Here is a 17,810-nt window from a genome sequence, read left to right on the forward strand (position 1 = left end):
GGTCCAAAGGTTTTACCACTTTAATGAATTAAGGCGCAAATTTACATTTATTGTTTCTTGTTCCAAAGCTATTTCATTGACAAACAAATAAAATATCGAAATACCTATTCAAATTAAGTAAAAATACGTAATATTGAGTCTACTACTTATATTAAAATTTATGAAAACTAAAAATTACATTTTAATTCTCCTTATTGCATTTTCATGTTCTATGTGTAATTCTTCTAAAAAAGAAAAAGAAGAAACTACTTCTCCAGAACAAATTTCAAAAACTGAAAAACACGAACACAAAACGCTTTCTGCAAGCAGACAGTTTAAAATTGGCCAATCACCAGATTGAAGTAAAAGGCGCTGTTGAATTTCCGTTACAATTAACTGTTGATTCATTAAAGAAAATGAAAGTTGCGGAAATTGATAATTTCAAAGTAATGGGCAAAAACGGTGCAGTCAAAAAAGAAATTAAAAATTGTAAAGGCGTCCTTTTGAAAGATATTTTAGAAAAAGCAAAAATCAAACAGGAAGATCATAAAGACAGAAATTTTTATATTGTTGCAAGAGCTTCAGACGGTTATAAGGCAACTTTTTCTTGGGCAGAACTTTTCAATAATCCGACAGGAGAAAATGCTTATATTCTTTTTGAAGAAAATGGCAAACCAATCAAAAACGGTGAAATGATTTTAATTTGTAAAAATGACATTGTAACTGGGCCAAGACACGTTTATTGGTTAAAAAGTATTGAAGTTTATAAGGTTCAGTAAACTTTTTAAGGTTCAAAGGGACAAAGAGACAAAGGTTCAAAGGCTTTATATGCTTAAATTTTTTTAACCGATAAGTTTAATTCAAGCTACAGGTTTACAAAACGCAGATAAATTTCAAAATAGTTTTATTTCTTTATCAAAAATAGCCCGTGGTTTCAACCACGGGAGAGGTATTTATATAATTTGCGCCCGCGATTAAGACCACGAGGCTCCAGATTGCGACCTTATTGTGTACCCTGATTATGATCCTAAATGTGTACCCGTGGTTGAAACCACGGGCTATATTAACACACAATACACAAAATCGCAATACTTTAAAAAACTTCGCGTTCATTTGTGAACATGTGAACTATTTTAGATTAAATAAAAAACTTTTATTCAATATCAAATTGTACATTTATAGTATAAAAGTTCGTTAATAACTTTAAATAAAGAAATTCTTTATTATTTTTACCACATAATTTAAGCAGACTATGAGTTCTAACTTTGATAAATTTCAAAAGCGCAGGTTAATTTCCTCTTATTTTTCGGTTGTATTAAGTGTATTCTTGGTTTTATTCCTTTTGGGAGTACTGGGATTATTCATTATTAATTCTAAAAATCTAGCAGATGACTTTAAAGAAAAAATCGCAATGACGGTTTTCTTTAAAAACGAAGCTAATGATAGTATTATTAAAGCTTTTGACAGTGAATTAAAGCGAGCGCCTTTTGCACTTTCGCATGTATATGTGTCAAAAGAAAAAGCCGCAAAGGAGCATACCGATATTATCGGAGAAGATTTCTTGACCTTTTTGGGAGAAAATCCTTTGCTGAATTCGTACGATATTCACTTAAAAGCAGATTATGTTGAAAGAGACAGCATTGTTAAAATCGAAAATCGCTTTCGCAAAAACGCTATGATTTCAGATATTGTTTACGACAAACAATTAGTAAATCTGGTAAATGATAACATCAGAAAAGTAAGTATGTGGATTTTAATAATCAGTGGTTTCTTAACCGTAATTGCTGTTTTATTAATTAATAGTTCACTTCGTTTATCGATACATTCAAATCGTTTTATTATTAAAACCATGCAGATGGTTGGAGCAACCAAAGCGTTTATTCGTAAACCATTTGTAATGCGAAGCGTAAAATTAGGAATGTTAGGAGCTGGTTTGGCAATCATTGCTTTAATTGCGCTGTTATTATACGTAGAAACTAATTTCCCTGGATTAGGAATTTTAGAAGATAAAGTATTAATCGCGTTGGTTTTAGCTGGTGTTTTCGGATTAGGTGTTTTAATTACCTGGGTAAGTACACACTTTGCAACACAACGTTTCTTGAATTTAAGAACTGACGATCTTTATTAATTTTAGATTGCTGATTTTAGATTTAAGATTTAAGAATGCCTTCGACTTCGCTCAGGCTGACATTTAAAAAAACCTTTGACTTTATTTAGGATAACAAAAGAAATATGAAAAACAACAGTAACGCAGAACAACAGCCAAAACAGGAATTCCTTTTTGATGGTATCAATTATAAAATTTTATTAATTGGTATTGCTGTAATTGCATTAGGATTTATTTTAATGTCTGGAGGAGGAAGTACAAATCCGAATGTTTTTAACGAAGATATTTTTAGCTTTAGACGTATCCGTTTAGCTCCGACAACTGTTTTAATTGGTTTCGGAATCACGATTTATTCTATTTTCAAAAAATCTAAATAATTAGATTTTCTGGATTTCAAATTGGAATGCCCTTCTCCCGAAGCCTCGACTTCGCACAGGGTGACAAATCTGAAATCTGAGATCTAAAATCTAAAATTCTCAATGAATACATTACAAGCTATCGTTCTTGCCATTATTGAAGGAATCACAGAATTTTTACCTGTTTCTTCAACTGGACACATGATTATTGCCTCTTCTTTTTTTGGAATCGCTCATGATGATTTCACTAAACTTTTTACCATTGTTATTCAGCTAGGCGCGATACTTTCGGTTGTAATTTTATATTTCAAACGTTTCTTTCAAACATTTGATTTCTACTTTAAACTTTTAGTTGCTTTTATTCCTGCAGTTGTTTTAGGATTGCTTTTAAGTGATTTTATCGACGGTTTACTAGAAAATCCGGTTACAGTTGCAATTTCGCTTTTAATTGGAGGAATTATTTTATTGAAAGTAGACGAATGGTTTAACAACCCAAATGTCGCCGAAACTTCACAAGAAATTACATATTTACAGGCTTTTAAAATTGGATTGTTTCAATGTTTGGCAATGATTCCTGGAGTTTCGCGAAGCATGCAAGTATTGTTGGAGGTATGTCGCAAAAATTATCAAGAACAACTGCAAGCAGAATTTTCGTTTTTCCTTGCAGTTCCTACAATGTTAGGTGCAACAGCAAAAAAATGTTACGATTATTACAAAGCAGGATTTGAATTATCTCACGATCAAATCAATTTATTGGTTATCGGGAATGTAGTTGCTTTTATTGTAGCACTTTTGGCTATTAAAACCTTCATTGGATTTTTAACTAAAAACGGATTCAAAGTTTTTGGTTATTACCGAATCATCGCTGGAATCATTTTATTATTGATTCACTTTTTCATTCACCCGCTTACCATTATATAATGACACCTGAAGAATATTTAGACGGACAAGTTTTATTGATTGACAAACCATTAAAATGGAGTTCGTTTCAAGCTGTCAATAAATTAAAACACCTTTTGATTAATAAAGTCGGACTTCCAAAAAAATTCAAAATTGGTCACGCAGGAACTTTAGATCCACTGGCAACGGGACTTTTATTAATCTGCACTGGAAAATTTACAAAAAGAATTTCTGAACTTCAAGGTCAGGCAAAAGAATATACGGGTACTTTTTATATCGGAGCCACTACTCCATCGTACGATTTAGAAACCGAGATCGACCAGACTTTTCCAACTGAACATATTGATGAAGCTTTGATTCACGAAACAGTGAAACAATTTTTTGGCGAAATTGACCAAAAACCACCTATTTTTTCGGCAATTAAAAAAGACGGTGTTCGTTTATACGAACATGCGCGTGCTGGAGAAACTGTTGAAATTGCAAGCAGAAAAACTACTATTCACGAATTTGAAATTACTAGAATAGCTTTACCTGAAGTTGATTTTAGAGTCGTTTGCAGTAAAGGAACGTATATCCGTTCTCTGGCGTATGATTTTGGAAAAGCAATGAATTCTGGTTCTCACTTAACCGTTTTACGTCGTACCAAAATTGGCAATTATGATGTACAAAATGCAATCGACATTACTTTGTTTGAAGAGAGTTTGATGCTATAAAAAAAGCACATTACAATTTTTAAAATAGTAATGTGCCGGCTCCTAAATAAATAGTACAATTATCTCATACGTATTTTTTTGAGTTAATAGTGAGGCACATTTTTTCCTCCAAATAAAAATTGAGAAAAGAAATCATAGAATCTTTCAAATAACTTTTTCATAATAGTGTATTTTTTAATGTTAGACAATAAATAGACACCAGTAAAAAGAGTAAATCAGAAAGTTATAATAGAAGTGGGATTATATTTACTAAGTTACAACTTTTGAAGTAAAATAAAAACACTTTAAGATAATTTTATCAACCAAAATATTTGTTTATCAACAGATTAACCAAAATCACAATCGATTATATTTTATATTCTCCATAATTTCAAGCAATTCTTCCTGAACGGAGATTCCTTTATCGGCCAAATACCATAATTGTAAATCGGTTTTTATTTTTTCATTAATTGGCCCAACATCCCTTTTATGATTTGCCATTAATTCGGTCAGCGCCTTTTGGTCTTGGCCCCCAATCTGCACGCACAATTCCGGCTTCTTTACAAATAACAATTACTTTGGGAATTGCTCTTCCGCCATTTGTCAAATATTGATTCATTAAATCGTCGTTTTGATCTCTAAGCGCAATGCGCAGATCCACTTTTTTATTCGAAGCCAAAGCCATTTTATCTAAAATTGGAAGAATCTGAGTCGCATCGCCGCACCAGCCTTCAGACAAAACCAGCCAAATGTAATGATTGTCTAATTTTTGAAGTTTTTCGATAATAGGTTCAGAAATTTTTATGGTCTTTTCCAGCCTGTTCATTCTGACTTCATTTAATTTGGAATAATTCGTCAAACTCTCCGATTGTTCGTTTCCAGTTGACTTTCCTTCAGATAATAAATCGGTTACTAATTTTCGGTATTCAGCATAAGAATGAGTATTGAATAATGCTTTGGCTACGATGCTTTTCATATTTTCAATTTTTAGGATATATAAAAATACGAAATTTAGAAAGATGGAGAAAATGACATTTGTCATATCAAAGAAATTCTGAATTTTCCAGTTCACAAAGAAAAGTTTTTGCTTCACTCAACAATTCTTCGTTATTTTCTTTATCTATATAGGATTTAAAAACTTTTATTGTTTCAGGAAATTGAAACAAACTTAAACTTATTAATGTCTTGCGGATTTTAAATCAAATTCATCTTCAGAAGACAAATTACTTTCATATAATAATTTTTCTAAGGAAAAGATAAGTTCCAAACAAGGATAATTAGCTGAGATTAATGCACACCAATAACGCACACTTACATATTCGCTTTTTAATCCGTCTTTCAAATCATTCACAACATCTTCAATTGTAAACTGAAGTATTACATCATCTACTAATTGATAGACGCCAAAACCATTGATATACCCAAAAGAATTCAAAAATAATTTTATACATCTCTTGTCTTTTACTGTCATAAAATATTTTCTCACTTCATCATAAGTTGCTATTAATTCTTCCGATAAATTTTCATCAGAAGGCATCGGTTGGTGCTTTTGCAAAAACTCCAAAGCAAATTTTGTATCAATCATCATTTTAATGGTTCCGAATTTAAAATTTCATCATATATATTTCCTGTTTCGAGAGAATTCCAATTCTCGCCATATTTCTCAGTAATCTGAACTAATCCTAGAAGAGATAATGGAGTAAAAGCAGAAATAGATATATCATCATTTTTTGCTATCCAAAAAAGTATTTTATCTTTTGAATCATTCATTTCCAACGACACTTCGAATCCTTTATTTTTAATTGTAAATAATGCAATGTCATATGTATTCATTGCCTCTGTTATTTTCATTGATTATATTTTAAATTAAACAATTAAGTCATAAATCCTAGAGAAATAACAAGTCATCTATATTTCTAGACAAATAAGAAGAGTTTTCTTCTGTACTTATTTCATTATTTATATTATGAATAGCTTTTCTCAATTTTTCATTAAGAACATTTCTATCAATTGAATAAATTATTTTTCTGGCTAAAATAATTTGTGTTGGATTTCCATCTATTGATAATTCAACAATCTTCTCAAAAAGAAAATCAATTTCTTCCTTAATATCTTGATAATAAAAAGGCCCTAATATCCTAAAAGAATATAACTTGAATCAATTGAGTTTAATTTTTCTTTTAAATCTTTATGAGATTCTTTTTTTAGATATTGATACGCTGTACCAAAATATGCATCTTGAATTTCTTTTAAGTTTTCCGAATTATTTTGTTCTTTCATCTTGTTTAAACATTAATTTACCAAAAAGCAGACTTATCCAAATACTTTTTAGCTTCAGCTCTTATCCATCCTTTCTCAGAATTTATAATTTCTTTCATTTTTTCTTCAAAACCTTTCATTTTTAATTTCCTTAAAGAGATGATTAAATGACCATAAACATCTCTATCATTCAAAAGCATTTTTATATCATCTTTCATTAAATCACATTTTAATTCGCCAATCAATAATGCAAAGGTTTGCCTTCCTTTGCCATATTTATCATTCTTCAGAATATCAATAATTTTATTTTGAATTAATATTGATTTTTTAAAGCTCTTTTTCTTCTTTAAAATAAGCCTCAAATCTTCTCCTAATCTCCAAATATGATATTCGAAAGAATACCATGCTGTAATTGCAAATTTTGAATCTCCTTTTTCTTTATTATTCTCAAACCAATATTTACATAATCCATTAATTAAATTAGATAAACTTTCTTCCGTAAGACTATTAATGAAATTGTTTTCTTTAATCTTATTATATTCATTTATAAAATTCATCTATAATATTTTTAAATCATTTGGCTTTAAAAAAGTAATTTCTTACAAATTTAAAAAATTTTAATTAAAACAGTTCCTCTAAAATTATTTTGCAAACATTATTTTTAAAAATCAGAATATGTCTATATTTGCACAAATTAACGCGACACACACATGAAATATAAAAGAATTCTTCTAAAACTTAGCGGCGAAGCGCTAATGGGTGATTTACAATACGGTATAGACCCAAAAAGATTAGCCGAATATGCTGATGAAATTAAGCAGATTCACAGTAAAGGAGTAGAGATTGCAATTGTTATTGGAGGAGGAAATATATTTAGAGGAGTTGCTGGAGCAAGTTCTGGAATGGATAGAGTTCAAGGTGATTACATGGGAATGCTTGCAACTGTAATCAACGGAATGGCTTTACAAGGCGCTCTTGAAGACAAAGGAATGAAAACGCGTTTGCAGACTGCTTTAAAAATGGAATCTATTGCAGAACCATACATTAAAAGAAGAGCAGACCGCCACTTAGAAAAAGGAAGAATCGTAATTTTTGGAGCCGGAACTGGAAATCCATATTTTACAACAGATACTGTCGCCGTTTTAAGAGGAATTGAAATCAATGCCGATGTTATCTTAAAAGGAACTCGCGTTGACGGAGTTTATGACTGTGATCCTGAAAAAAATTCATCTGCAGTTAAATTTGATTTTATTTCGTTTGACGACGTAATCAAAAAAGGATTAAATGTAATGGACACTACTGCATTTACTTTAAGCCAGGAAAACAAATTGCCAATCGTAGTTTTTGATATGAATAAAATTGGAAACTTGTTGAAAATCTGCGAAGGCGAAAACATAGGAACTGTAGTAAATATATAGTCATCAGTAACAGTTTACAGTCACACAATTAAGACTTTAACTGAAAACTGAGAATGAAAACTGAAAACTAAAAAAAACAATGACGGAAGAAATAGATTTTATTTTAGAAAGTACTGAGGAATCAATGAATGGTACTATTGCACACTTAGAGAAAGAATTTCTTAATATTCGTGCAGGAAAAGCTTCTCCAGCTATGCTTGGAGGTGTTTTTGTAGATTATTACGGATCTGCAACGCCGCTTTCGCAAGTATCTAAAATCAGTGTTCCAGATGCTAGAACAATTACATTACAGCCATTTGAAAAAAATATGCCGCAAGCAATTGAAAAAGCAATCATGATTGCTAACATCGGTTTTAACCCGATGAATAATGGAGATGTGATTATTATCAGCGTACCGCCATTAACAGAAGAGCGTCGTCGTGATTTGGCTAAACAAGCAAAATCTGAAGCTGAAGATGCTAAAATTGGTATTCGTAATTCTCGTAAAGATGCTAATACTGATATCAAAAAATTAGAAAAAGAAGGAACTTCTGAAGATGTTTGTAAATCTGCTGAAGAAGAAGTTCAGAACTTAACAAACGCATTCATCAAAAAAATCGATGAATTATTAGTTCAAAAAGAAGCTGAAATCATGAAAGTGTAATCAGAGATTCGAGATAAAATAAAAAATCCGTTTGGTTAATAGTACCAGACGGATTTTTTTATTGTTATTTTTGCATACGAAAATTTAATTCTTTTCGTTTTTGAAACTATATCATTCTGTATGAAGCTATTTTGTTTTTTGACTTTGTTTTTTACGCTTACTATTCAAGCGCAATTTCAAATAAACGGAATCGTAACCGATTCAAACAACAGACCGCTGCCGTTTGCCACTATTACTACCTCAGAAAACAACAACACTATCACAGATGTTGATGGCAAATTTATTTTCAAAATCAGCACATCGGCTACAACCTTGACGGTATCGTATGTTGGTTTTCAAACTAAAACTATTGCGTTAATCACTAATAAAACTTTTTATTCGGTTTCGCTTGCACAGCAGACAGATGATTTAAAAGAAGTTGTTGTTTCTAACGAAAACCCCGCTTTAACGATAATTAGAAAAGTTATTGCCAGTAAATCATTAAATGATCCTCAGAAAAAGCTCAATAATTTTGAATACAAAACGTACAACAAACTTATTGTAACTGCCAATCCCGACTCTATTGAAGGTCGTATTGATTCTTCTGCGACTTATAAAAATCTTGATAAAAAAATCATCAATATTGATTCTTCTGATTATAAGTTTAAAGAGATTGTAAGCAAACAGCATTTATTCCAGACCGAGAAAGTTTCGCAGTATCAATTTGGAAATAACAAATTAAAAGAGACTGTTCTTGGTACCAAAATCGCAGGTTTCAAACAGCCCATTTATGAAGTCCTTGCTTTTAATCTTCAGTCGATTTCCATTTATAATCCGAAATACGAATTGTTTGAAACGAAATACGAAAACCCAATTTCGAATCAGGCTCCTTCGAGTTATAATTATAAGCTGTTAGATACGGTAAACATTAAAGGACGTGATACGTATATGATTTATTTTAAAAATAAACTAAAACGAAAATCATCCGGCCTCGAGGGCGTATTGTATATTGACAAAGAAAATTTTGCTGTTGCCAAAGCGGTAATGCGAATAAAAGGTGTTTTGGATATCAGCGGGATTCACGAATTTGAATATATTCCGAAAGAAAAAATTTGGTTTCAAAGCAATACGACATTTAAAATTGTAAAAGGAAAAAACGATGATGACATTAGGATTCTAGGCGGTACCATTCAATTTGACGGTGATGTTGAAGATAATTTTGAACCAAGAAAAAAAGTCGCTTCTGATTTTACCTATTTACTTTCAGAAAGTAATAGTTTTGATATTCGTGTCAACACAAATAATCAAATAAAAAACCCTTCGCTTTATATCGAAATTAATGACGATGCGACAAAAAAACCAGAAAACTTCTGGGAAGCTTATCGAAAGGAAAATCTTGATTTAAGAAGCCAAAAAACCTATTTATCACTAGACAGCCTTTCTGTGAGCAACAGAATTGAAAAGCGTTTAGGAATTGGCCGAAAAATCATTAATGGCTTTTATCCTGTCGGCCCTGTTGATTTGGACTTAAAGAAGATTATAAGTTTTAATAATTACGAGGGATTTCGCATCGGTTTAGGCGGTATTACAAATGACCGTTTATCTAAAAACTTCCGACTTGAAAGTTATACCGCTTACGGAACAAAAGACGGTGTTTTTAAATACAGTCTTGGCGCCGGCGTTTTATTAGATAAATATACCAATACATGGTTTAATGGTTATTATGCAGATGACGTGCGCGAAATTGCAAGTACGGTTTTCAGCGTAGACAAACGCGTATTTAAGATTTATGATCCAAGGCCAATTAACATTAGTACTTTTTATGAATATTCAGGATGGAGAGGTAATATCCAGACCAAGTTTATCCCAAAAACTGAGGCTGTTTTAGAATTTTCTCGAAATTATATTGAACCAAAATTTGATTATCTTTTTAATTTAAACGGAAATTTATATTCGAATTATGTCATGACCACGGCCATGCTTTCTATTGTATGGGCGCCTTTCAGCGAGTTTATGCAAACTCCAACTGGAAGAAATGAAAGCGATAAAAGATTTCCGAGATTTACTTTTCAATACACGCAGTCTTTACCAAATGTTCTGGGCAACGATTTTACTTTTAGCAAAATAGATTTTAAAGCAGAATACGAAAAACAATATCTTAACCGTCAGAAGACCAGTTTACTTTTACAAGCGGGTTATGCAATTGGAGATGTTCCGATAACGCATTTGTATAATACTTCTCCAAATAATTTGACCAAAGAAACTATTATTCAGCGTATTACTTTTGCGGGAAGAAATGCTTTTGAAACCATGTATTTTAATGAGTTTTTCTCTAGTCAATATTTAATGTTTCAGATCAAACATGGTTTTGACCGTATTAGAATCATGAAAAAAGTTCGTCCTTCGTTAGTTTTAGTAACGAGAATGGCATGGGGAAATATGGAAAATCCCGAACAGCACGTCGGACCTGCTTACAAAACACTCGATAAAGGTTTCTTTGAATCAGGAATTGAATTGAATAAAATCTACAAAGGTTTCGGCCTTGGCGGATTCTACCGTTATGGCCCAAATCAATTATTGAAATTTGAGGATAATATAGCGGTTAAGATTTCTTATGTACTTGACTTGGGATTGTAAATTAAATTCCCAGCTTTTTAAATTCCAAATTCCAAAACTAATTAAGTTTAAATTTCAAACTCTAAGTTCCAAATTCCAATTACAACGTCATGTTTGTCAATCCTGAGAAACGAAGGATCACACGCGGGATTCTACAATGATTGATCTTTTTATTAAAAGGAACTTCTACTGTGATTTCTCTCCCGAAGCCTCGGGATCGAAAAGACAAAATTGTGGTTACGATACTGAATTGGAAACAAAAAACATGCGAATTCAGAACGAAAACCTTTGTCAAAGTTTTAAACTTTGACAAAGAAGCTGTGCGCAGTTTAATCGTAAAAAAAAATCCCAAATCCCAATCATAAAAATTGGAATTTGGAATTTAAAAAATATTGGAATTTAAAAATTTTTATGGTTTCAAAATCAAAACTGAAGGTGTATTGTTCAACCAGATACTTTGAGATTCAATTAATTTTTTCCAGCTGTCTAAACTAATAATCATTAAGTTTTGTCCGTCTAAAAATTCTTTTTTGAGTGTTCGATCATTCATAATCATAATATGGTTGGGTGCAATCTGCTCAATTGAACGAATCGTTTCCTGCATTTCGCGAGTATTTTTTACTTCTCCGCTGGCATCAAGAACCGTAATCTGCGAACCATTATTATTGATCAGCTTTTTAGCATATTCAATTAAAAAAGAATCTTCTTTACTAAAAATAGGCATAAATACCTGATTTACTTCTTCTAAATCTTTATCGATAAAAATACCAACCGGCATTCTCGTTTTGGCAATAATATGACGCGTTCTTTCATCGAAAGGATTATTTTCAAACAAACCTTCTTTTCCTGTAAATTTATCAATCAAACGATCTGGATTTACGATTCGGGTTGTAAAACCGAGAATTTTTCCAAGAAGCGTTCCGTCAAAAATGGATTGTCCTAAACCAACCAATAATAAATCATATTCTCCTTGATTGGCAGAATCGATAATATCGGTATCAATATCATTAGAAACTTTAAAAAGAGTCACGATATTTTGATTTAAACGGTTTGATTCTTCTACAACTGGAACAAGCATTTTACGTTCATGATCTTTAACATCAAATGAGTGTATTTCTGTACTTAATGACAAATGCAATGCTGTTACAATCGAATTATCGGGCTGTTTTTTAACCAAGCTGTTTGCAATTTTCAAAAGCTTCTTCCCTCTTTCTGGAGTTGCAAACGAAAGCAGAATCTTGTATTTACTTTTACTGCCAATTTCCTGCGGCACACTTGTTATTTTATCTTTAAAAATAAATCCGATAAAATCTAAAGCCGGACCAGTCATAAATGTTGTAACCAAAGCCATAATTACCATCATGGTAAAAATCTCTGTAGAAAGAACTCCAAGATCGTAACCAATATTTAAAACAACAAGTTCCATTAAACCACGCGTATTCATCAAAGCACCAATTGCTAAACTGTCTTTCCAATTTTGTCCGACAAACTTTGTCGCCAATGCGCTTCCAAAGAATTTTCCAACAACGGCAACTGCAATAATCAAACCTGTAATTTTCCACAAATAAGGATCATTAAGCAATCCGATTTGTGTACGTAAACCTGTGAAGACAAAGAATAAAGGTAATAAAACGATAATAGAAACGTCCTCTACTTTTTCTATAAATATATTCCTGAATTTATTGTTTTCCGGCATAATTGCTCCCGCTAAGAAAGCACCAAACAAAGCATGAATTCCGATTAACTCTGCAAGCATACGCTGAGATTAAAAGTGTGATAAAAAAGATCGCAACAACCGGCTTATTTAAACTTTCTCTTGTCGAATTTAAATCTCCGACACGTTTTAGGAACGGACGAACGATTTTCAACATTATAATTACATATAAAATTGCCAGACCAATAACGTATAAGGAACTTGTAAATGACCCCGCTTTTACAATCGCAATTACAACCGCCAGAATACACCAAGCTGTAATATCATCTGCGGCAGACAAGTTATTGCAATTGTACCTAATCTCGTTTTCTGTAAGCCGCGTTCTTGAACAATTCTTGCCAAGACTGGAAATGCGGTAATACTCATGGCAATTCCCATAAACAAGCCAAAAGAAGAAAACTCAACTCCAATTGGCGCAAAAGTATGATAGATAAAATAAGCTAAAGTTAATCCTAAAGCAAATGGAATAACGATACTGGCGTGGCTGATAACAACAGCGTCGTGCGCTTTATTTTTCAGTACTTTTAAATCCAGTTCCATCCCAATAACAAACATAAAAAGGATTAAACCGATTTGGCTTAAAAATTGTAAATTTCCTAAAGATTCTTTTGGAAACAAGGTCGCCGAAAATTCTGGGAAATACATTCCGACCAAAGATGGTCCTAAAACAATTCCGGCAATCATTTCGCCAATTACAGATGGTCGCCCGATTTTTCTAAAAAACCATCCGAACAAACGTGCTACTAAAATAATAGTAACAATCTGAGCCAATAAAATTGCTAATGGATGCTGTAAATTGTCAACCATAGAATGAAGGAAATCATTCCAGTGGTTACTTTCGATTTTTTTCTTAACGATATTTCGCCCCACTTCAAGTCGTCGCGCCTTTTGAAATTACCCAATATATCAGAGCGGTAAAACCTCCAATAATAGTTACGTAGAATAAAGAGTTTTTAATGTTATTCATAACTCGTTCTTTTAATTTATTGCGGCAAATATCAGAACTGAGGTTCAAGTGAAAAAGTAAATTTGGAGCTAATTTTCAATCTATGTAATAAGTCCGAAAAACTTTGTAATAAGTTATAATTTCACCTTTTTCAAAAAGTCCGAACGATAGGTTTCGCTTAGAATCAAAGTCGTATTTTTATTGTTTTCCTCAAGATGATGCAAGCACAATTTCGTTATGATTAAAGAACTTTATCGCTTTTACGGCAACAATTTCTTTTTTGTTGATACGGCAGAAATCGGCTTCTGGAAGTTCGTTTAAAAGCGTATCAAATTTAACGTTTTTTAGATTCAAAAAACTTCCATCAGTAAGCAGGACTGTTTTATCACGGCTGTCACTTGGGGCAGTTTTTATCAACTCAATTTTATTAAAATATAACAATGTTTTTCCTTTGTCTGTATTGAGCTGAATGAATTTTTTAGCTGTATCTGTTTTCTCAAAGCGTTCAAAAGCTTTTGAAACCGCTTTTTGCAAGCGTTCCAGTTTTACAGGTTTTGTAATATAATCGACGGCATCAATATTAAATGCTTCGGCGGCATATTCTTTATAAGCTGTACAAAAAATAACCATTTTATCCTGAAGTTTTTCAGCAAGATGAAGCCCGTCAATTCCAGGCATTTCAATATCCGAAATCAACAAATCGAAATCCAGAATCGAAATATCATTCAAAAGTTTTTCTGGATTGTTATATGTTTTTACAATTTCCAGTTCCGGAATTTGTTCGCAGAGCATTTTTAGGTAGGTTAATCCTGGAAGTTCATCGTCCAGAAGCAAGCATTTCAGTTTTGTATTCAAGTAAATCAATTTTTAGATGAGCAATATAAACGTCGTTTTCTATAAACTTATCGAGTTTGAAGTTATTCTTATAAATGATTCTCAGACGATGTTCCAGAGTCGCGTGACCAAAACCGCTTCGCTCCTTTTTCAACACTTTTTTATCGGAGATTTTATTCGAAACCGTCATAAAAAAAGCATTGTCTTTAAACTCGAAAACAACCGAAATAAAAGCATCCGCACTTTGAAGATCGGCGTGTTTAAAAGCATTTTCAATCAAATCAATCGAAATCAGCGGTGCCAGTAACGGCTGATCGTATAATTTGTCTTCTTTGTTAATATTGGTTTTGATTTTTAATTCAAAAAGCGGACTGATTTTAATTTTATTGATTTCGATTAAATTCAGCGCAAAATCAATTTCTTCTTTTGCCGTTACAAATTTCTTCTTGCTTTCATATAAAATATAATCCAGAACATTGGCCAATTTATCTAAGGCAAAATAAGTTTGATAAGCGTGCGACTGAATCGAATTTAAAATATTCTTAAACAAATGCGGATTTAGTTTAGATTCTAAGTTTTCCAACTGCAGATCATTGACCTTAACTTCAAGCGCATAAAAACTCCTTTCGGCATCATCTTTTGCTTTTTTTGCTTGCAGTAATTGATAAATCATAAAACAAATTATGATAACCAGCAATAAAAGAATCGCTAAAAAAATATACGTTATGGTGTTGTTATCCTGCATTTGCAATAGTTTTTGGTTTGATGCGAATGAAGCGGTTATTTTTCTTCATTATAAAATTACTGCAAATATGAGAAAAGTCGCTAACTAAACAGTCAAAAGAAAGAAATATATCACAAACCAAAAACTTTCAAATATTGTGTTAACATTAAGTAAAATACAGGCGATTGATTATGATTTCGAGCACTTTTCACTACATTTGCAACCATTTTTAAAGATTTTATGAAAAACGCGATTCAAGTTGGATTTTGGGAAAAATTAGCCCGTATCATACTTAAAAACAGAATAACTATTTTAATAATATTAGCAGTTTTAACTGTTTTCCTTGCTTTGCAGTGGAGAAACCTTTCTATGACTTATACTGAAGCAAACCTGCTTCCTAAAGATCATATTGCAAATAAAGAATATCAGAAATTCCTAGACAAATTTGGTGAAGAAGGAAACCTTGTCGTAATTGGTTTTAAAGATCCTAAATTCTTTACTCCAAAAAATTATGCGGCTTGGAATGAATTAATGACTGGCTTAAAAAAATCAAAGGAAGTCGATTTGGTTGTTTCCTTAAATGATTTGAAAAAACTGGAAAAAGATACGGTTAACGAAAAATTCGTTTTAACTCCGTTTATCGACCAAAAGAAAGCACTTGATCCAGCTTATTTAAAAAACATTCAGTACGATTTATTCCATAATCTGCCTTTTTACGAAGGGCTTTTATTCAATAAAGAAAGCGGAAGTGTTCGTTCTGCGGTTTATATCAATAAAAAACTAGTAAATACGGCTGAAAGAAAAACTTTTATACTTCAAAATTTAGTTCCGAAAATCGATAAATTCGAAAAAACAACCGGAATTGATTTGAAAGTTTCTGGAATGCCATACATCCGAACAATCAATGCGGATAATATGAAAGGCGAAATTGGATTGTTTATTGGAGCTTCTTTATTTACGGTTTCTCTAATTTTCTTTTTCTTTTTCCGTTCGTTTAGAGCGACGTTTATTTCGATTTGTATTTTGATTGTCGGCGTAACTTGGTCTTTTGGGACACTTGGATTATTTGGTTATAAAATCACGATTTTAACGGCTATTATTCCACCGCTGATTATCGTAATCGGTATTACCAACTGTATTTTCCTGATCAATAAATACCAGCAGGAAATCAAATTGCACAATAATCAGGCAAAAGCTTTACAGCGTGTTATTTCTAAAATCGGATCTTCGACTTTAATGACCAATCTTACGGTCGCCATTGGTTTTGCAACGCTTATGATTACGGGTAACGAATTGCTTTTTGAATTCGGATTGGTAACTTCAATTAATGTGCTTTCTGTTTATACTTTGACACTTTTTATTGTGCCGATTATTTACAGTTTCATGCCACGCCAAAAGCAAAACATTTATACCATTTAGATAAAACTTATATTTCAACTCTATTAAATGTAGTTGCCAATATAATTAAGAGCAAAAAATCAATTGTTTACACGATTTACGCAATCCTTTTTATTATTAGTATCAATGGTGTAAGACAAATGAAAGTTTCGGGAAGTTTGATTGGCGAAATGCCAAAAAGTGCTTCTTTCTTTAAAGATATTTTATTTTACGAAAAAGAATTTAACGGAGTAATGCCGTTGGAAATCATGATTGACACCAAAAAGAAAAAAGGTGTTATGAAAGCGTCGACTATTCGTAAAATGGACGAATTGCAAAATACAATTCAAGAAATTCCTGAATTGGCAAAACCAGTTTCGATTGTGAATTTGGTTAAATATTCTAAACAGGCTTTCTACAACGGAAATCCAGAATATTACCAATTACCGACTTCGCAGGAACAGACTTTTATTTTGAGTTATGCTAAAAACGCTACCAAAAACAGCAAAGAAAATTTAATGAAAGCCTACGTTGATTCGACTGGACAATACGCTCGAATCACAACTTTCATGAAAGATATTGGAACAGATGAAATGGCAAAAGTAGAAGGAAAACTTCACAAAAAAATTGATGAAATTTTCCCGAAAGATCGTTTTGAAGTTACCGTTACCGGAAAAGCGTTAGTTTTCCAGAAAGGAACTACTTATTTGGCGCATAATTTAATTGAATCATTGCTTTTTGCGATTTTAACGATTGCTATTTTGATGTTGTACTTATTCCGTTCCTTTAAAATGGTAGCGACTTCTTTGATTACGAATATTTTGCCGCTTTGTATTACTTCTGGATTAATGGGCTATTTTGGAATTCCGTTAAAACCTTCTACGATTTTGGTATTTAGTATCGCTTTCGGAATTTCGGTTGATAATGCGATTCAGTTTATGGCAAAATACAAACATGACCTGATTCAAAACCGTGGAAAAGTCAAAAAATCGGTTTTCAGCGCTTTAAGAGAAACTGGAGTCAGTACTTTTTATACTTCTATTGTTTTGATTTTAGGTTTTGCAACTTTTACATTATCAAGTTTCAGCGGTACAATCGCATTGGGAGGATTAATTTCTTGTACTTTGGTGTTTGCAATGTTTGCTAATTTAGTTGTTCTGCCTTCGCTGGTTCTGACTTTTGAGAAAAAGAAAACTAAAAAAGAGGAACTGGAGAATTTGGAGAAATAAAGGTTTTTATTTGACACGAATTGGCGCGAATTAAAAA

15 protein-coding genes and 3 pseudogenes are annotated in these 17,810 nt (G+C 32.1%); 10 read left to right on the forward strand and 8 right to left on the reverse strand.

Translation table 11 applies throughout. The annotated features are described in order from the left end of the window. The first annotated feature begins 160 nt into the window (after positions 1 to 160). From ACZZ95_RS03020 to truB, 6 genes are all read left to right on the forward strand, one after another. Positions 161 to 340 (forward strand): hypothetical protein, encoded by a 180-nt coding sequence (locus ACZZ95_RS03020; RefSeq protein WP_463467961.1) that lies wholly within the window; start codon positions 161 to 163, stop codon positions 338 to 340. After that, positions 321 to 758: a molybdopterin-dependent oxidoreductase gene (locus tag ACZZ95_RS03025; RefSeq protein ID WP_463467962.1), complete on the forward strand. Its 438-nt coding sequence runs from the start codon at positions 321 to 323 to the stop codon at positions 756 to 758. The genes ACZZ95_RS03020 and ACZZ95_RS03025 overlap by 20 nt, the downstream gene beginning before the upstream one ends. Positions 759 to 1,231: 473 nt before the next feature. Next, a complete protein-coding gene (locus ACZZ95_RS03030; protein WP_095953992.1) occupies positions 1,232 to 2,107 on the forward strand; it encodes a cell division protein FtsX in 876 nt (291 codons plus the stop codon). Between the two features lie 104 nt (positions 2,108 to 2,211). Then, complete coding sequence (locus ACZZ95_RS03035) at positions 2,212 to 2,463, forward strand: DUF3098 domain-containing protein (RefSeq protein WP_463467963.1); 252 nt, start codon at positions 2,212 to 2,214, stop codon at positions 2,461 to 2,463. Between the two features lie 102 nt (positions 2,464 to 2,565). Continuing rightward, on the forward strand, positions 2,566 to 3,363 hold the full coding sequence (locus ACZZ95_RS03040) for an undecaprenyl-diphosphate phosphatase (RefSeq protein WP_463467964.1): 798 nt from the start codon (positions 2,566 to 2,568) through the stop codon (positions 3,361 to 3,363). After that, positions 3,363 to 4,055: a tRNA pseudouridine(55) synthase TruB gene (gene truB / locus ACZZ95_RS03045; protein WP_463467965.1), complete on the forward strand. Its 693-nt coding sequence runs from the start codon at positions 3,363 to 3,365 to the stop codon at positions 4,053 to 4,055. The genes ACZZ95_RS03040 and truB overlap by 1 nt, the downstream gene beginning before the upstream one ends. Before the next feature lie 336 nt (positions 4,056 to 4,391). Here the strand turns inward: truB and ACZZ95_RS03050 are convergent. The 5 genes and pseudogenes from ACZZ95_RS03050 to ACZZ95_RS03070 all read right to left on the reverse strand — a co-directional run bounded on the left by ACZZ95_RS03050 (position 4,392) and on the right by ACZZ95_RS03070 (position 6,850). Continuing rightward, a pseudogene (locus ACZZ95_RS03050) lies at positions 4,392 to 5,010 on the reverse strand (thioredoxin family protein). A 201-nt stretch (positions 5,011 to 5,211) separates the two neighbouring features. Then, positions 5,212 to 5,622 carry a hypothetical protein gene (locus ACZZ95_RS03055; RefSeq protein ID WP_463467966.1) on the reverse strand — a complete coding sequence of 137 codons (411 nt, stop codon included), beginning with the start codon at positions 5,620 to 5,622 and terminating at the stop codon, positions 5,212 to 5,214. Next, positions 5,619 to 5,867 carry a hypothetical protein gene (locus tag ACZZ95_RS03060; RefSeq protein WP_463467967.1) on the reverse strand — a complete coding sequence of 83 codons (249 nt, stop codon included), beginning with the start codon at positions 5,865 to 5,867 and terminating at the stop codon, positions 5,619 to 5,621. The genes ACZZ95_RS03055 and ACZZ95_RS03060 overlap by 4 nt, the downstream gene beginning before the upstream one ends. 297 nt (positions 5,868 to 6,164) lie before the next feature. Next, the gene (locus ACZZ95_RS03065; RefSeq protein WP_463467968.1) at positions 6,165 to 6,314 is read right to left on the reverse strand and encodes a hypothetical protein; all 150 of its coding nucleotides are present in this window, start codon (positions 6,312 to 6,314) and stop codon (positions 6,165 to 6,167) included. Between the two features lie 17 nt (positions 6,315 to 6,331). After that, entirely contained in the window at positions 6,332 to 6,850 is a 519-nt protein-coding gene (locus ACZZ95_RS03070) for a hypothetical protein (protein WP_463467969.1), read from the reverse strand. 153 nt (positions 6,851 to 7,003) lie between these two features. On the opposite strand from ACZZ95_RS03070, the gene pyrH reads away from it, so the two are divergent. From pyrH to ACZZ95_RS03085, 3 genes are all read left to right on the forward strand, one after another. Then, complete coding sequence (pyrH, locus tag ACZZ95_RS03075; protein ID WP_463467970.1) at positions 7,004 to 7,711, forward strand: UMP kinase; 708 nt, start codon at positions 7,004 to 7,006, stop codon at positions 7,709 to 7,711. 79 nt (positions 7,712 to 7,790) lie between these two features. Further along, positions 7,791 to 8,354, forward strand: coding sequence for a ribosome recycling factor (gene frr / locus ACZZ95_RS03080; RefSeq protein ID WP_463467971.1), 564 nt, complete (start codon positions 7,791 to 7,793; stop codon positions 8,352 to 8,354). A 120-nt stretch (positions 8,355 to 8,474) separates the two neighbouring features. Beyond that, complete coding sequence (locus ACZZ95_RS03085; protein ID WP_463467972.1) at positions 8,475 to 10,970, forward strand: DUF5686 family protein; 2,496 nt, start codon at positions 8,475 to 8,477, stop codon at positions 10,968 to 10,970. 388 nt (positions 10,971 to 11,358) lie between these two features. Here ACZZ95_RS03085 and ACZZ95_RS03090 read toward each other — a convergent pair. The 3 genes and pseudogenes from ACZZ95_RS03090 to ACZZ95_RS03100 form a co-directional block, all read right to left on the reverse strand. After that, positions 11,359 to 13,630: pseudogene (locus ACZZ95_RS03090) on the reverse strand (cation:proton antiporter). Positions 13,631 to 13,819: 189 nt separating this feature from the next. Next, positions 13,820 to 14,443, reverse strand: a complete 624-nt coding sequence (locus tag ACZZ95_RS03095; protein ID WP_463467973.1) for a LytR/AlgR family response regulator transcription factor — start codon at positions 14,441 to 14,443, stop codon at positions 13,820 to 13,822. Beyond that, a complete protein-coding gene (locus tag ACZZ95_RS03100) occupies positions 14,427 to 15,188 on the reverse strand; it encodes a sensor histidine kinase (protein ID WP_463467974.1) in 762 nt (253 codons plus the stop codon). The genes ACZZ95_RS03095 and ACZZ95_RS03100 overlap by 17 nt, the downstream gene beginning before the upstream one ends. A 219-nt stretch (positions 15,189 to 15,407) precedes the next feature. Here ACZZ95_RS03100 and ACZZ95_RS03105 point away from each other — a divergent pair. Then, positions 15,408 to 17,773 (forward strand): annotated as a pseudogene (locus tag ACZZ95_RS03105) (efflux RND transporter permease subunit). Positions 17,774 to 17,810: the final 37 nt, after the last annotated feature.

The sequence above is a fragment of the Flavobacterium sp. AC267 genome (assembly GCF_979258715.1).

Bases quoted from the DNA above. Each gene is read 5' to 3' on its own strand.
- ACZZ95_RS03100 (WP_463467974.1), bottom strand. From the start codon at position 15,188: ATGCAGGATAACAACACCATAACGTATATTTTTTTAGCGATTCTTTTA.
- ACZZ95_RS03020 (WP_463467961.1), top strand. From the start codon at position 161: ATGAAAACTAAAAATTACATTTTAATTCTCCTTATTGCATTTTCATGT.
- ACZZ95_RS03085 (WP_463467972.1), top strand. From the start codon at position 8,475: ATGAAGCTATTTTGTTTTTTGACTTTGTTTTTTACGCTTACTATTCAA.
- truB (WP_463467965.1), top strand. From the start codon at position 3,363: ATGACACCTGAAGAATATTTAGACGGACAAGTTTTATTGATTGACAAA.
- ACZZ95_RS03055 (WP_463467966.1), bottom strand. From the start codon at position 5,622: ATGATGATTGATACAAAATTTGCTTTGGAGTTTTTGCAAAAGCACCAA.
- ACZZ95_RS03040 (WP_463467964.1), top strand. From the start codon at position 2,566: ATGAATACATTACAAGCTATCGTTCTTGCCATTATTGAAGGAATCACA.
- ACZZ95_RS03060 (WP_463467967.1), bottom strand. From the start codon at position 5,867: ATGAATACATATGACATTGCATTATTTACAATTAAAAATAAAGGATTC.
- frr (WP_463467971.1), top strand. From the start codon at position 7,791: ATGACGGAAGAAATAGATTTTATTTTAGAAAGTACTGAGGAATCAATG.
- ACZZ95_RS03070 (WP_463467969.1), bottom strand. From the start codon at position 6,850: ATGAATTTTATAAATGAATATAATAAGATTAAAGAAAACAATTTCATT.
- ACZZ95_RS03030 (WP_095953992.1), top strand. From the start codon at position 1,232: ATGAGTTCTAACTTTGATAAATTTCAAAAGCGCAGGTTAATTTCCTCT.
- pyrH (WP_463467970.1), top strand. From the start codon at position 7,004: ATGAAATATAAAAGAATTCTTCTAAAACTTAGCGGCGAAGCGCTAATG.
- ACZZ95_RS03035 (WP_463467963.1), top strand. From the start codon at position 2,212: ATGAAAAACAACAGTAACGCAGAACAACAGCCAAAACAGGAATTCCTT.
- ACZZ95_RS03065 (WP_463467968.1), bottom strand. From the start codon at position 6,314: ATGAAAGAACAAAATAATTCGGAAAACTTAAAAGAAATTCAAGATGCA.